We start from the raw sequence: 13,801 nt of genomic DNA, 5'->3' as shown, positions 1-13,801 counted from the left end.
GTTCATGTGCTGCTTGGGGGGCGTACGAGGAGGCTTCCGGTGACCGGCACGAAGACATGGAACGCCGAGATCAGCATCACCGAGATCGACAGCGAGGTCCGGGCCGAGGCCCGGCTGCGGGGCAAGGAGGGCGGCCAGCTCGTCGGCCAGGGGTCGGCACGCTGCAATCCCGCCGATGAGAACGTCCCCGACATCGGCGACGAGCTGGCGGTGGCACGGGCGATGTCCGACCTCAGCCATCAGCTGTTGCAGCGGGCCGCACACGACATCGAGGTGCACACGGCCCGGCCGGTGGAGCGGCTGCGCGGCTGAGGGACGGCGGCGCGCCCGCTGCCCGGCGGACCGGACCGCGACCGCGGCCCGGTCCGCCGGACGCCCGCTACTCCTGCGCCCGGAAGTCCGGCCCGATCGTCAGCGTCACCGCGCCCGGGGCCGCCTGGGCCGACTCCGCGGCCTTGGTCCCGGGAAGGCGGGCGGCGAGCACCTCGCTCTGTGCCTTGAGCGCGGCCGGGTAGCTGAGGGTGGTCTTGTCCGTCGACGGCGCGTTGCCGGTGGCGATGACCGTGAAGCCGAGCTTGCGCAGCTGGTCGGCGGCGGAGGCGGCCCGGCCCGGGATGCCGGTGCCGTTGAGGACGCGGACCTGCACGGAGTGGGCGGTCACCGGGTTCTTGGCGGCCTCGGCGAGCTTCTTCTTCCCGGCGGCGCCGAGCTCCCGGTCGTGCGCGATGTCGCTGAACAGCTGGCTGGCCTGGGGGTATTGCCAGACCACATTGGCCTTGTCGGTGGGGACGTCGGCCTCGCGGTAGTAGTTGGGGACGGTCACGAAGGTGAGCCGGTCGGAGGGGATGTCCTTGACGGTCGAGGCCAGGTCGTAGAGCGGCTTGATGCCGTCCAGGCCCTTGTCGGTGGTGAGGGACTTGGTGGCCGAGTCCAGGAAGTCGTAGAGCTCGCCGGGGCTGGTGAGCTTGGACTGCGCCTTGGCGCCCAGGGCCTTCATGAATTCCTGCTGGCGGCCGATCCGGCCGAGGTCGGAGCCGTCGCCGACGCTGTAGCGGGTGCGGACGTAGCCGAGCGCCTTCTCGTCCCGGACGTTCTGGCAGCCCGCGTCCATGTCGAGATGGGCCTTCTTGTCGTGGATGGCGTGCTTGGGGCAGACCTCTATGCCGCCCAGGGCGTTGACCATGCCCTTGAAGCCCTGGAAGTCGACCGAGGTGAAGTGGTCGATGCGCAGCCCGGTGTTCTTCTCGACGGTCTTGATGGTGCAGGCCGCGGCCTTGCGGATGTCGCCGGAGTCACCGCCGATCGAGAACGCCTCGTTGATCTTGAAGTGGTGCGGGGACGACTTCGAGCCGTTGCCTCGGGTGCAGGCGGGGATCTGCACCCAGGAGTCCCGGGGGAAGGACAGCGCGGTCGCCCACTTCCGGTCGGCGGCGATGTGCACGAGCATCAGCGTGTCCGACTGCATGGTCGTCAGGCCGCGGCCGTATTTGGCATTGGCGCCGGCCCGGCTGTCCGAGCCGACGACCAGGATGTTCTTGGAGCCGGGGCTGAGATTGACCGGCCGGGCGCCGTCGATCCCGATGTCCACGCCGTGGATGTTGCCGTCCAGGTGCTGATAGACCCACGCCCCGACGCCGGCGGTGCCGAGCAGCACCACGCCGAGCACGCCGCCGGTCCAGACGACGATGCGGCCGCGGCGGGTCATCCGTACCTTGTCCGGCCGGCCCGCTCTCCGGGAGCCGGCGCGGGATCCGTCGGCCGAGCCGGCCGGCTTACGGCGCGAGGAGGCGCCGGACGCACGGGAGTTGCCGGGCCCGCGGGAGCCGTCACCGGCGGCAGGGGGCGCGCCGGGGGCGCCGCTGGTGCCCCGCCGGGCCGTCTGCTGGTGCCTCTGCCTGTCATGCACGCCGGTGGCCCTTCTGGTCCTTCTGATGCTGCTGATGCGGGTGATGCCGTACGGGGGAGGGGGCGCTCGCGGTGGCCGGACGGGCCGGCGGGGCGGGCAGGGAGGAGCGGGTCAGAGGCCGGTGCTGGGCAGGAGCAGGATCGACTCGGGGTCGTAGCGCAGCCACTGCGGGCACGCACCGCCGGGCAGGGTCCGCAGCCGGCACCACAACTCGCCCGCCCCGTCCGTCCACCAGGCGTTGATCCGGCCCAATGTCCATCCGCCGTCCGGGTATTGGACCTCCACCGGCTGATAGACCCATCGCACCTCCGCCTCCGGAGGCGGGCAGTCCCAGGTCAGGAGTCCGCACCTCGTCGCCATCTCCCCCTTTGGACGCGCCTGTTGCGCAGTGCGCGCAACTCTACCGGGAAGTTCTACAGTCGTGTAGAAGTTGCCGGGTACGGGGCGGCTCACCGCGCTGTGCGCCGTACCTGCCCGGTACAGGTCATGGGTCAGTGTGCACTCAGAGCGGCGTTGCCGCCTTCAGAACAACGAACAGCGCGACGGCTGCGTTGAGCGCGCAGAGCGCGGAGGCGGCGGTGCCGGCCGCGGCGACCAGGGCCGCCAGACCCGCCGGGGTCAGCGCCGGCGGCCAGGGGCGGGCCGGCGGCACGGGCCCGAGCAGCGCCGCCACCCGGCGCGGCACCGGCCCCGGTTCGGGCCCGGCGAAGTGCGCCAGCTCCGGATGCGGTGCGGGCCGCGCGACCAGCGCCGCCCGGCCCACCGCCCGGGCGGTCAGCCGCCGGTCACCCACCACCCGCGCGGCCTCCTCGTCCGCCCAGCGCTCGGTGGCGAAGGCGACCGCCGAACGCAGCGGCAGCAGCAGCGGGTTGACGCAGCCGGCCAGGCGTACGGCGAGCAGTGCACGATGGTGATGGCAGGTCAGGTGGGCGCGCTCATGGGCGAACAGCGCGCGTACCTCGTCGTCGTCCAGGCTGCGCAGCATCCCGCGGGAGACCGCGATCCGGCCGGGCCTGGCGGGGCGCCCGGGCCGGGCGGGGGCGCCGGGCACGGCATAGGCGTACGGATCGTCGTCCGGCAGCACCGCGGGGTCGGCGCCGGCCGGCAGCGCGTCCAGGGCGTGGTGAACGCGGGCCCGGATGCGGTGGTGCCGGCGCAGCGCGGTGCCGCACACGGTGAGCGCGGCGGTCAGCAGCGGGATCGCGGCGGTGCCGGCGACCTCGGCGAACGGGACCGCGGCCCGCACCTCCGGGTCCGACCAGCCGTCGGGCAGCGGATTGCCGGGCAGCTGGGCGGTGCCGACCACCACCAGCAGTCCCAGGCACAGGGTGCTGCACAGCCCGAGGACCGCGGCGAGCAGGGTCAGCAGCCGGGTGGTGGCCCGCGGATGGAGATGCTGTTCCGCGAGCCGGGCGATCGGCAGTGCGGTGAGCGGCAGGACGAGCGGCAGGAACACGAAGACGCCCACCGGTCAGCCTCCGCGTGCTTCGTCCGAGGGGTGGTGCCGAGGCCCCGGGGCCGCGCCGGGCCCCGCGGAAGCGGCCGGGGCGTCGTCCGCGACGGAGGCCCGGGCCGTGGCGGGGGCTTCTTCCGCGGCTTCCGCGGCGCGGTCGAGGAGGGTGCGCAGCAGCTGCTCGTCCTGCGCGGAGAGGGTGGAGACGAAGCTGGTCAGGACGGCGTCCCGGTCCGGTTCGCCGTCCAGGACGCGGCGCATCCGCAGGGCGGCGAGACCGGCCTCGTCGGCGGCCGGACTCCAGAGGTAGGCGCGGCCGGACCGCTCGCGGGTGACGGCCTGCTTGGCGTGCAGCCGGGACAGGATCGTCATCACGGTCGTGTACGCGAGGTCGCCGCCGAGCCGTTCCTGCACCCAGGCGGCGCCGGCGGGGCCCGGCGCACGGTGCAGCGCGGCCAGCACCTGCGCCTCCAGCTGGCCCTGCCCGCGACGGCGGGCGCGCTCGCGTCCACCGTCGAACTCCTCCGGTTCCGGCGCTGCCCGGCCGGGGTTCCCCCCACCGCCCGGCGGCCTTCCGAAGGACTTCCCGCCCATGCCGTCGCCTCCCGTCGCGCCGGATGTCCCGAGGGCCGGGACGCCGCAGCATCCTACTGAGCGGCCGGATCTTGGGCCGGGTGGCGCCGCCCGGCCCGGAGCCCGCCGCGGCCGGTCCCCTCAGCGTACTTCTACACCCCTGTAGATTCTTCCGGACCGACCGGAATGCAGGCCATACCTGTCGATAGCCGCCCAGAGCTGCCCATAGGTGCCCGTACAGGGATTCACTGCGCCCACTCGGGGTACCGTGAAAGCACCGGACCACCGAAAGATGCCGCGGGTGACCGAGGTATTCGGCGAGGTGAGCACCATGCAGACGCTGTGGACCGTCGTCGTGCTGCTGGCGCTGGTCGCGCTGGGAGTGCTGTTCCTCGCCCGCCTCAATGCGCAGAACACCGGGCGGATGGCCCACCACCGGTACGCGGACTGGAAGCGGTCGAGGAGGCTGCGCAGACAGCTCAGGCAGGGCGGTGCTCCCCCTCCCGGAGCGCACCTCGCCGGTCCACCGCCGCCCTCCGGCAAGGCGGGAAGCGACCTGTGACCACCGCCCGCGGTCTCCCGCCGGCTCGCGACTACGACGGGACCTCGCCGTTCCCCGACAGCGGCGCCGAGTCCCCACCGAGCAGCGGCCGCAGGATGTACGTCACGGTGACCGGCATCATCGTCGTCGCCCCCTTCGTCGGCCTGGCCGTCGGCATCCCCCTCCTGTGGGGCAGCGTCGTCCACCTCACCGACCTCGTGCTGCTGGTGGTCTTCTACGTCATCAGCGGTCTGGGCGTCACCGTCGGCTTCCACCGCGGCCTCACCCACGGCAGTTACACCGCCGCCCCCGCGCTGCGGATCGCCCTGGCCCTCGCCGGCTCGCTCAGCTTCCAGGGCGATGTCATCGACTGGGTCGCCACCCACCGTCGCCACCACGCCTACACCGACCGTCCCGGCGATCCGCACTCCCCGTACCGCTACGGCACCAGCCTGCGCGGTCAGCTGCGCGGACTGGTGCACTCGCACATCGGCTGGCTCTTCGGCGACGACCCCACCTCGCACCGCCGCTTCGCGCCCGATCTGCTCGCCGACCCCGGGATCCGGGCGGTGGACCGGGCGTTCCCCGTGCTGTGCCTGCTCACCCTCGGCCTGCCCTTCGCGCTCGGCTGGGCGCTCGGCGGCACCTGGGTCACCGCGCTGACCGCCCTGCTGTGGGCGGGGTTCATCCGGATCGCGCTGCTGCACCATGTGACCTGGAGCGTCAATTCGCTCTGCCATGTCATCGGTGAGCGGCCGTTCCGCACCCGCCGCCACGACCGGGCAACCAATCTGTGGCCGCTGGCCCTGCTGTCGTTCGGCGAGAGCTGGCACAACCTGCACCACGCCGACCCGACCTGCGCCCGGCACGGCGTCGACCGCGGGCAGGTCGATGTGTCCGCCGCCGTCATCCGGCTCTTCGAGCGCCTCGGCTGGGTCCGGGACGTGCGCTGGCCCGACCCCGCACGGATGGCGGCCCGCCGCATCGGGAGCACCACATGACCGCCGTCGCCGGAGACCACCCCCACCCGGCCCCGCACCAGCACCACGCGCCCCCGCCCGTCGCCCGCCTGACCTTCGCCCCGCACACCGATACGGCGCGGCGCATCGACGGTGTCTGGTGGCCGCACTCGGCCGATCTGCTGGCCGAACTCCCCGAGCTGCTGACCGCGTTGCCCTTCGACTGGCCCCGCATCACCCACGCCACGGTGAACGGCAAGGCCTGGCCCGCGCTCCCCGCCCACATCCTCGTCGAGGGCCATGTGGTCCGCCTCCGCAGAACCACCGGCCGTCCCGGCCCGGACACCGTCTGCCTGGTCTCGATGGGCCACGGCCGCTGGGACCTGCTGATCATCCCGCCCGGCATCCCCGAGCCGGCGGGCGTGCGGATGATGGCGCAGATGGCGCGCACGGGCGAGCTGACACCGGCCTGAGCCCGGGCCCTACCGCAGGGATCCGCGCGGCGCACCCGCCGGCACCTCGGCCGGCGCTGCGAAGAGGCCGAAACCCCGGCCTGCGGGGGCCCGTGACCTGCTGCCCCTCGCCCCGCCACGGCCGTGGCTACTGCGTACGGGTGGTGTTCATCAGAAGAACGCCGATCCGGGGGCGTCGGTCCGTGAATCCTCCCATTGCGTACTCATCATAAGAAAACGCAACAGAAGCGACGCCATCTGAGCGGTGCACCGGAAGCGGCGCCTCTGGAGCGATGCACCACAGCACGAAGGAAGCAGACGCAACGGATCTCTCGGGGAGATCCTGACCGAAAGTGAGGGGCCATGGCTGCGACCAAGGTCATGAAGTTCTGGGCGGTGTGCCTTGCCGTGCTCGGCAAGCTGCTGGCATCACTGGGTGTCTCCGCGGCCGCCTCGGCGGCACGCCGGGACGCCGCACTGTACGAGCGGACCCTGGGCAAGGAGAGCGCGGGCACCGAGGCCCCGGGCGCCGAGGTCCCTAAGGCGGTGGGCTGCGGCGCACCGGACCGCGGTCCAGGAGCGGGGTCGCCCTCCGTGCCCGCTCCGCGCGGTGTACCGCTGTACGGCCAGGCCGGCTACGCACGGCGGAGATTCCCGCGGCCCGAACTGCCGCCGACGATCAAGCAGCGCATCCTTGCCGAGGCACACGGCACCTCACCCGGCATGCGCAGCCGGCGCACCTACACCGCCGCGCCACTGACGGCCGACGCCTGCGCCGAGCAGGACGGGACCGTGACGGCCACCGCGACCGCCACCGCGAGCGCCACCGCGAGCGCTGCTGGTGCCGACGCGCGGGGCGCGGCCATTCCGGCGGCCCGCAATCGTGCGCACACCGCTGGCGTCATCTGAACCCAGCGACAACAGCTCTTGACGCGAGATTTCGCCGCTCTGACGGCTCTGACGGCTCTGACCGCCTGACGCCCTGACGCCCTGGCAAGGGACGGGCAAGGCAACTGGTGCAGACACAGGCGCAGGAACTGACACCGACGCAGGAACTGACACCGACGCAGACATGTTCCACGTGAAACATCCGCAGACGCTGATCCCTCCGGAACAGCCGGTCCGCAGGCAGACCTGAACTACCCGTACCACGCCCGGAGTTCTACGGCCCAGCCCCTCGGGGCGCCGGTCCCGGACCTCTCCCAGCTCCAGCCCGAGAACCGCACGCAGCGCATGCGTAGCGGGATTTCCGTGGGTGGTGAGCGGGAAATGGTCGACGGTATGACCGCGCAGGGCTGTGCGGACTCCGCCAGTGCGCGGTGAGCCGCCGCCGTCAGGTGACGAGGCGGTGCTCTCGACGCACGCGTGAAGTGCGGTGCGGGATACCGAGGTTGAGCCTCGGCGTACCTCGCTACCGTTGCGCCCGACGGGTCCACGACGGGTCCACGACGGGTCTACGACGGTGCCGTCGCGGCGCTCGATGCCCGGCCGTATGCCGGGCCGCCGCACCCCGTACGAGACGCCGTCCGCGCGCGGTGCTCCGGCTGCTCGCCTGCCGCCCGCCGAACCGGGTCCGTGCGTGGCCACCCGGGTGAAACACGTGCATGTCGCGCTCCTTCAGCACGCCAAAAGCCATATTGCCGGGTTTGTTGGTGCGTGCCCACCGGTCGTGGCGAGTCACTCCGCCACGGCGTTGCCGGAGCACAGCGGAGGAAACCGCCATGCCGTCGCACCTTGCCAAACGGTCCGTCGAAACGCTGCTGTCCGTGCTGCTGGTCATGCTGGGCGTCCTCGGCCTCGCCGGCCGGGGCGTCGCGGTGACCCGCGCGCCCGCCGGTCCACCGGCGCCCGACTGGGAGCGCATCGCCGCCTGCGAGAGCAGCGGCCGCTGGCACATCAACACCGGCAACGGCTACCACGGCGGGCTGCAGATCGACCTCCCCACCTGGCGTGCGTACGGCGGCGAGCGCTTCGCCCCGCGTGCCGACCTCGCCACCCGCGCCCAGCAGATCGCCGTCGGCGAGCGCATCGTCCGCGACCGCGGCCTGTCCGCCTGGCCGAACTGTGCCCGGGTGACCTCGGGCGACGACCGCACCGACGGCGGCTCGGCCACCGCCGGCCAGGAATCCGCCCCGTCCGCGCGGGCCCGCCAACGGGCCACCCCGGCCCGCAGCCTCCGGTCCGTCGCCGGCCCCGCGGCACCCAGCTACGTGGTGCGCCCCGGTGACTGCCTTTCCGTCATCGCCGCACGCACCCACGCGCCGGGCGGCACCAAGGCGCTGTACGAGCTGAACAAGGACACCCTCGGGAAGGGCCCGGACCTCATCTATCCAGACCAGCGGCTGTGGCTGCCGGTCTGACGGCAGGGCCCCCGGCGTCCGTTGGTGTGCCCTCCCAGGGCCGTCACGGTGAATCCGGTGATCGGTCAGAGTGAATGCGCGGGACGGGCCGTTGCACAGGCTTGGTGGATGGGGGCAGGGCCGATAGCAAGACCGCGGGGTACCAACCGCGAGGTGCAGGAGCACACAGTGAAGAACATGGCACGGGTCAATTTCGTGATTGCGGGAGCGTGCGGTCTGCTCCTGGCCGTCGGCGGGGCATCGCCCGCCCAGGCATGGGACGGGCCGTTCGACGACGGGGGCGGCGTGTGGAACAGCGACACCTTTGCCAGCTTCCACGCCGGGTTCAACTGCTCGCACCGCGCCAGAATCTGCATCAACGGGCCGCTGAACAGCGGAAACGTTCGGAACTCGCAGAACGTCCACCTGTCGGGCAACCAAAGCAACAGCGGTAGCCCGACCAACGTCAACGGCAACACCAACGACGACGCGGGCGGCACGACCGGAGCCGAGAACAAGACCAGCAACAACCAGCAGCACATCGGTCACGGCGGCAAGCAGCGGCTGTGATCCGACGCTGATCCGCCACACCCTCCGGCCCCGGCTCGTCCGGGGCCGGAGTCGATTTCCGGCGGACCGTGCGCGCGAGGGCTTCCGGGGCCGGAAAGGGCGATCGCCCGGCGAAGGCCGCCGGGCGATCGGGGGCGGCTCGCGAAGGCCGCGGGCCATGGCCGGGCCGGGGCCCGGTCCGGGTCAGTGGAGTTTGAGGATGCGCTGCAGGTTGTTGCCGCTGCCCTTCGACGCGCCGGTGACGCTGTCGCCGCTGTTGGTGGACCCGTTGGTGTTTTTGAGATTGCCGCTGTTGTTGGGGTTCCCGTGGTTGATGAAGTTGCCGCTGTTCAGGCTGTTGCCGCTGTGTACCGGGCCGTTGATGCAGGGGTGCGGTGAGCGGAACACCGGCGACTTGTAGTTGAAGTCGGCGAGGCGGTTGTTGCAGATCACTCCGGAGATCATGCCGGCCACGGTGCCGACGTCGGCCCCTGCCACGGCCGACAGCAGGGACTCACCCGGAACGGACACGGCCTGGGCGACCCCGCCACCGAGCATCACCAGTCCGCATGCCCCGACGATGCTCCCTGCCTGCGCAATTCTTCTCACGTCGCTCCTCGCCTCCGCGTCCGTCCGATGCCAGACGTATCGTCCTGCCGTTGCCGTCCCGCACCGTCGTTCAACCCGCGGGGAACAAAACGCTCGGCGGCCACAATCAGCCGGGTGGCCCAAAGACGTGCGGACGCCATCCGACGGCCGTCCGGCGGCGTGCCCGGAGCACGAGCCGCGACGGCCGTCCGGCGGCGTGCTCAGAGGACGAGCCGCTCGGGCATGGGCTGCTCCACGCCGTCCAGCTCCAGCGTGCACCGGGGCATGGAGGGGACGAGATGCGGCTGGCGCAGCAGGACCCGGAAGGGGTGGACGGGCTCCTCGGGGAGTTCGCCGGTCAGGACGTTCATCCCGGCGCTGTGGTCCTTCTGGTAGGCGACCACCTTGCCGTCGACCAGGAGCTCGACCTCCCCGGACCGGCCGGGACCGACGTTCACGGTGATCGAGTGGTCACCCTGATCCAGGTGGAAGTGGTGGCTGTGCCCCATGTCGCACCTCCCGCGGTGATGTGCCGGCGGACGGGGCCGCCGTCCGCACGGCCGGCCATGCTTCCGTCTCTCCAGCGTAGGTTCCGCGCGCGACAATGGTGAGGTGAGGGCCGGGCGGCCGCTCCCCGGAGCGCAGGCCGACGAGGCCTGCCCCGCGGGGGCCGGGCGCCGGGCCGGCAGGAGACGACGATGAACGGCTCGGTCCGGGTGGGACGTGTGGTCGGGGTTCCGCTGCGCATGCACTGGAGCGTGCCGCTGCTGGTGGGCCTGTTCGCGTACGGACTCGGCCGGCAGGGCCTGCCCGTCTGGACGCCGGGGCGCTCGGACGCCGTCTACGCCCTCGCCGGGGTCGTCGGGGCCGCGCTGCTCATGGGCAGCCTGCTGCTGCACGAAACGGCGCATGCCGCGGTCGCCCTGCGGAAGAAGATCTCCGTCGAGGACGTGACGCTGTGGGCGCTGGGCGGCACCACCCGGATGGGGCGGCCGCAGAGCGCGGCGGCGGCCTTCGCGGTGGCGGTCAGCGGGCCGCTCACCAGCCTGGTCATCGGCGGCATCGCGCTCGGCGCCGGATTCGGGCTGCACGGGCTGTCCGGCTGGGCGGTGCCCTCCGTCGTCCTGGCGTGGCTGGGCTGGGCGAATGTGTTCCTGGGCGTCTTCAATCTGCTGCCGGCCGTGCCGCTGGACGGCGGCCGGGTGGTGCAGGCCGTGCTGTGGTGGCGCACCGGGGACCGTGACCGTGCGGACCTGGCGGCGTCCCGCGGCGGGCAGATCATGGGGCTGCTGCTGGTGGCCGCCGGCTGGATCTCCGTGCTGCGGGGCGCGCCGGGCGGGCTGTGGATCGTCTTCGTCGGCCTGTTCATCATGGTCGTCGCCGGCGCGGAACGACGCCGTGCCGCGCTGCACACCGCGCTGCGCGGGGTACGGGTGGCCGAGGCGATGTCCAGCCCGGTGACGACCGGCGCCGACTGGCTGACCGTCCAGCGCTTCATCGACGAGGTCGCCGTGCACTCCCGCCACTCCGCGCTGCCGCTGGTCGACTTCGACGGCCGCCCCAGCGGCGTCGTGCAGCTGCGCCGGCTGGCGTCGGTCCCGGCCGCGAGCCGGGAGAGCCTGCGGGTGCGGGAGGTGGCGATCCCGCTGTCCCAGTGCGCGGTCGCCGCTCCGGACGAGCCGCTGAGCACGGCGCTCGACCGGATCGGCCTGCGGACCGGGGCGCGCATCCTCGTGGTGGAGGACGGGCGGCTGGTGGGGATCGCCACCGGCAAGGACGTCTCCCGGCTGATGCAGCGCTCCACCTTGAGCGGCAAGGACACCCGCTGACCGGCGGGTGACGGCGCAGCGCGCGGGGGGCCGGGCGGCGGCGCGACAATGGGGGCACGGCATGCCACGGGCCCGCCGTGGCGGAGCACCGGAGTCGGGACGCGTCCATGCAGTACGTCACCGTGACCGCGCTGAGCCACACCGGACTGGTCCGCGAGCACAACGAGGACAGCCTGGTGGCCGGCCCCTGGACGCTCTGCGGCACGGTGACCGAGAACCCGCAGACCCTGGTGTTCCCGCTCGGCACCCCGCTGGTCGTCGCGGTCGCCGACGGCATCGGCGGCCAGCCGGCCGGCGAGGTGGCCAGCGCCCTGACCGTGCGGCAACTGGCGGCGTTCGGCCCGTCACTGGACAGCGAGGAGGCCGTCCGTGACGCCCTGAACCTCTGCAACCACGCGGTGTATGCGGCCGCCGACCGGGACCCGGAGCTGCGCACCATGGGGACCACGGTCGCCGGCGCCGTCGTCCGGGACGATGCGGTGCTGGTGTTCAACGTCGGCGACAGCCGGGTGCTGGACGCGACCGCGGACGGCCTGTGCCAGGTGAGCGTGGACGACAGCCCGGCGCCGGCGCCGGGCCGGACCACCACCTCCCTCGTCACCCAGGCGCTCGGCGGGGCACGGGAGTTCAGCCCCGTGATCCCGCACGTCGCGACCGCGCCGCTCGCCCCGGGCGCCCGCTATCTGGTGTGCACCGACGGTCTGACCGACCATGTCCCCCAGGACGAGGTCGAGGAGCTGCTGCGGCGGCACACCGGCGGCCGGGCCGCCTTCGAACTGTGGAAGTCCGCCATCGAGGCGGGCGGGCCCGACAACATCACGCTGGCGCTGATCGGCATCGGCGAGTGACGCGGCCGCGGAGCGCCGCCACCGCGCGGGCCTTCGTCCGGCGCGCCCTGGGGTCAGCCCCACCCTGGGAGCTGAGGACTGCCGGATGGGCAGGGGGGAAGGGGGCAACCACCCTTGCCCCATGACGACTTACGCCCCCAGGGCACGGGTGCTCGCGCTCTGTCTCGCGGCTCTCGCCGCCACCGTGACCACCGCACAGCCGGCCGGCGCCGCCGGGGCCCGTACCCCCGCGCTTCAGTGGCGGCCGTGTGCCGGGCCGCACGACCCGGCCGGCAAGGAGTGCGCCACCCTGCCCGTCCCGCTCGACTACCGCGACCCCGACGGCCCGCAGCTCGGCCTCGCCGTGACCCGGGTGCGCAGCGAGCGGCCCGCGGTGCGCCGGGGCACGCTGCTGGTCGTCCCCGGCGGGCCGGGCGGATCCGGGCTGCGCCGGATGACGGAGAAGGGCGCGGCGCTGAGCACGGCGATGGCGGGGGCCTACGACCTGGTCAGCTTCGATCCGCGTGGGGTGGGCGGCAGTTCGCGGGCGAGCTGCCGGCTCGACCCGGAGGACCGGCAGCTGGTCACCCTCCGGTCCTGGCCGCGGGCGGACGGCGACATCACGGAGAACGTCGCCCGGTCCCGGCGGATCGCGGAGGCGTGCCACCGGCACGGCGGGGCCGTGCTGCGCAGCATCACCACGGCCAACGAGGTGCGGGACATCGACCGCCTCCGCCGGGCCCTGGGCGAGCAGAAGCTGTCGGCCTGGGGCTCCTCGTACGGGTCCTATGTGGCGGCGGTGTATGCGCAGAAGTACCCGCAGCACACCGACCGTTGGGTGCTGGACAGCACCGGCGACCCCGATCCGTCCCGGGTGGCGCGGGGGTGGCTGGCGAACACGTCGGCCGGCGCGGACGACCGGTTCCCGGACTTCGCGGCCTGGGCGGCGGACCCGGCCCGCAAGGAACTGCGACTGGCCCGGCGGGCCGAGGACGTCCGGCCGCTGTTCCTCGCGCTGGCGGCGAAGCTGGACCGCGCGCCGAAGCAGTCCACCACGCCGGGCGTCCCGCTGACCGGCAACCGGCTGCGGCAGGCGATGCAGAACGCCCTCGCGGGCAACGACCTCTTCGAGGAGGTCGCCCGGCTCGTCCGGGCGGCCCGCAACCCGGCCGCCGAGCCGGTGCTGCCCGCCGCCCTCGCCGGGCCGCTGCCGGACCAGGACGCGTCCGGCGTGATGGCGGCCACCTGCAACGACGTGCGCTGGCCGGCGTCGGTCCCCGCCTACCGGCGCGCGGTGGCCGCCGACCGTGCCCGGCACCCGCTCACGGCCGGGATGCCGGCGAACGTCTCGGCCTGCTCCTTCTGGAAGGACGCGCCGGCCGGGAAGCCCACGCGGATCACCGCGGACGGCCCCGCCAACCTCCTGATGATCCAGAACCTCCGGGACCCCTACACCCCCTACGCCGGTGCCCTGAAGATGCGTCAGGCGCTCGGCGGCCGGGCCCGTCTGGTCACCGTCGGCCACGGTGGCCACGGTGCCTACCTGGGCAACGGCAACGTGTGCGGCGACCGCGCCGTGACCGCGTTCCTGACGACGGGCCGGCGCCCGCAGCAGGACACCTACTGCGCGGACTGACCCGCTGCGCACGGGGGGCGTCCGACCGCTGCGGCGTCCGGCCTCGAAGCTCTCCCCCGCCCCCTCCCCCTCCTCCCCCTTCGGGGGAGGGGGCGGGGGTGGGTTCGGGGGTGGGGGGCGCCCTGTCCGGCGCGGCAGCCACGAACTCG

General features: G+C 73.2%; 16 protein-coding genes. 10 read left to right on the top strand and 6 right to left on the bottom strand.

The features are described 5' to 3' along the window. Window positions 1-39: 39 nt before the first annotated feature. Window positions 40-312, top strand: a complete 273-nt coding sequence (locus tag BKA18_RS17875) for a DUF1876 domain-containing protein (RefSeq protein WP_366048418.1) — start codon at window positions 40-42, stop codon at window positions 310-312. 67 nt (window positions 313-379) lie between these two features. On the opposite strand, the gene BKA18_RS17870 is transcribed toward BKA18_RS17875, so the two are convergent. From BKA18_RS17870 to BKA18_RS17855, 4 genes are all read right to left on the bottom strand, one after another. Beyond that, a complete protein-coding gene (locus tag BKA18_RS17870) occupies window positions 380-1,705 on the bottom strand; it encodes an LCP family protein (protein ID WP_366048449.1) in 1,326 nt (441 codons plus the stop codon). A 312-nt stretch (window positions 1,706-2,017) separates the two neighbouring features. Beyond that, entirely contained in the window at window positions 2,018-2,212 is a 195-nt protein-coding gene (locus tag BKA18_RS17865; RefSeq protein WP_040900439.1) for a hypothetical protein, read from the bottom strand. 196 nt (window positions 2,213-2,408) lie between these two features. Continuing rightward, window positions 2,409-3,374 (bottom strand): M56 family metallopeptidase, encoded by a 966-nt coding sequence (locus BKA18_RS17860; RefSeq protein WP_366048417.1) that lies wholly within the window; start codon window positions 3,372-3,374, stop codon window positions 2,409-2,411. A 3-nt stretch (window positions 3,375-3,377) separates the two neighbouring features. Further along, entirely contained in the window at window positions 3,378-3,953 is a 576-nt protein-coding gene (locus BKA18_RS17855; RefSeq protein ID WP_366048416.1) for a BlaI/MecI/CopY family transcriptional regulator, read from the bottom strand. 271 nt (window positions 3,954-4,224) lie between these two features. Between BKA18_RS17855 and BKA18_RS17850 the strand changes: the two genes are divergently transcribed. The 6 genes from BKA18_RS17850 (at window position 4,225) to BKA18_RS17825 (ending at window position 8,793) form a co-directional block, all read left to right on the top strand. Further along, complete coding sequence (locus BKA18_RS17850; protein ID WP_006604557.1) at window positions 4,225-4,494, top strand: hypothetical protein; 270 nt, start codon at window positions 4,225-4,227, stop codon at window positions 4,492-4,494. 107 nt (window positions 4,495-4,601) lie between these two features. Beyond that, on the top strand, window positions 4,602-5,474 hold the full coding sequence (locus BKA18_RS17845; protein ID WP_006604558.1) for an acyl-CoA desaturase: 873 nt from the start codon (window positions 4,602-4,604) through the stop codon (window positions 5,472-5,474). After that, on the top strand, window positions 5,471-5,905 hold the full coding sequence (locus tag BKA18_RS17840) for a DUF5994 family protein (protein ID WP_006604559.1): 435 nt from the start codon (window positions 5,471-5,473) through the stop codon (window positions 5,903-5,905). Before BKA18_RS17845 ends, BKA18_RS17840 begins: the two co-directional genes overlap by 4 nt. 342 nt (window positions 5,906-6,247) lie before the next feature. Beyond that, a complete protein-coding gene (locus BKA18_RS17835) occupies window positions 6,248-6,793 on the top strand; it encodes a DUF6344 domain-containing protein (protein ID WP_366048414.1) in 546 nt (181 codons plus the stop codon). A gap of 812 nt (window positions 6,794-7,605) precedes the next feature. Further along, the gene (locus BKA18_RS17830) at window positions 7,606-8,244 is read left to right on the top strand and encodes a transglycosylase family protein (protein WP_366048413.1); all 639 of its coding nucleotides are present in this window, start codon (window positions 7,606-7,608) and stop codon (window positions 8,242-8,244) included. Window positions 8,245-8,412: 168 nt separating this feature from the next. After that, window positions 8,413-8,793 (top strand): hypothetical protein, encoded by a 381-nt coding sequence (locus BKA18_RS17825; RefSeq protein WP_006604562.1) that lies wholly within the window; start codon window positions 8,413-8,415, stop codon window positions 8,791-8,793. A gap of 183 nt (window positions 8,794-8,976) precedes the next feature. Here BKA18_RS17825 and BKA18_RS17820 read toward each other — a convergent pair whose 3' ends face one another. Both BKA18_RS17820 and BKA18_RS17815 read right to left on the bottom strand, forming a co-directional pair. Beyond that, complete coding sequence (locus BKA18_RS17820) at window positions 8,977-9,330, bottom strand: hypothetical protein (RefSeq protein WP_366048448.1); 354 nt, start codon at window positions 9,328-9,330, stop codon at window positions 8,977-8,979. Window positions 9,331-9,581: 251 nt separating this feature from the next. After that, window positions 9,582-9,869, bottom strand: a complete 288-nt coding sequence (locus BKA18_RS17815; RefSeq protein WP_366048411.1) for a hypothetical protein — start codon at window positions 9,867-9,869, stop codon at window positions 9,582-9,584. Window positions 9,870-10,058: 189 nt separating this feature from the next. Between BKA18_RS17815 and BKA18_RS17810 the strand changes: the two genes are divergently transcribed. The 3 genes from BKA18_RS17810 (at window position 10,059) to BKA18_RS17800 (ending at window position 13,652) form a co-directional block, all read left to right on the top strand. Then, on the top strand, window positions 10,059-11,189 hold the full coding sequence (locus tag BKA18_RS17810; protein WP_366048410.1) for a site-2 protease family protein: 1,131 nt from the start codon (window positions 10,059-10,061) through the stop codon (window positions 11,187-11,189). A 107-nt stretch (window positions 11,190-11,296) separates the two neighbouring features. Continuing rightward, complete coding sequence (locus BKA18_RS17805) at window positions 11,297-12,037, top strand: PP2C family protein-serine/threonine phosphatase (RefSeq protein WP_235450155.1); 741 nt, start codon at window positions 11,297-11,299, stop codon at window positions 12,035-12,037. A gap of 121 nt (window positions 12,038-12,158) precedes the next feature. Beyond that, window positions 12,159-13,652, top strand: coding sequence for an alpha/beta hydrolase (locus BKA18_RS17800; RefSeq protein ID WP_366048409.1), 1,494 nt, complete (start codon window positions 12,159-12,161; stop codon window positions 13,650-13,652). Window positions 13,653-13,801 lie beyond the last annotated feature (149 nt).

The sequence above is a fragment of the Streptomyces auratus genome (assembly GCF_050433025.1).
GTDB lineage: Bacteria > Actinomycetota > Actinomycetes > Streptomycetales > Streptomycetaceae > Streptomyces > Streptomyces sioyaensis.
Note: the sequence above shows the minus strand (reverse complement) of the source record. Positions and strands in the feature narration are given on the sequence as shown.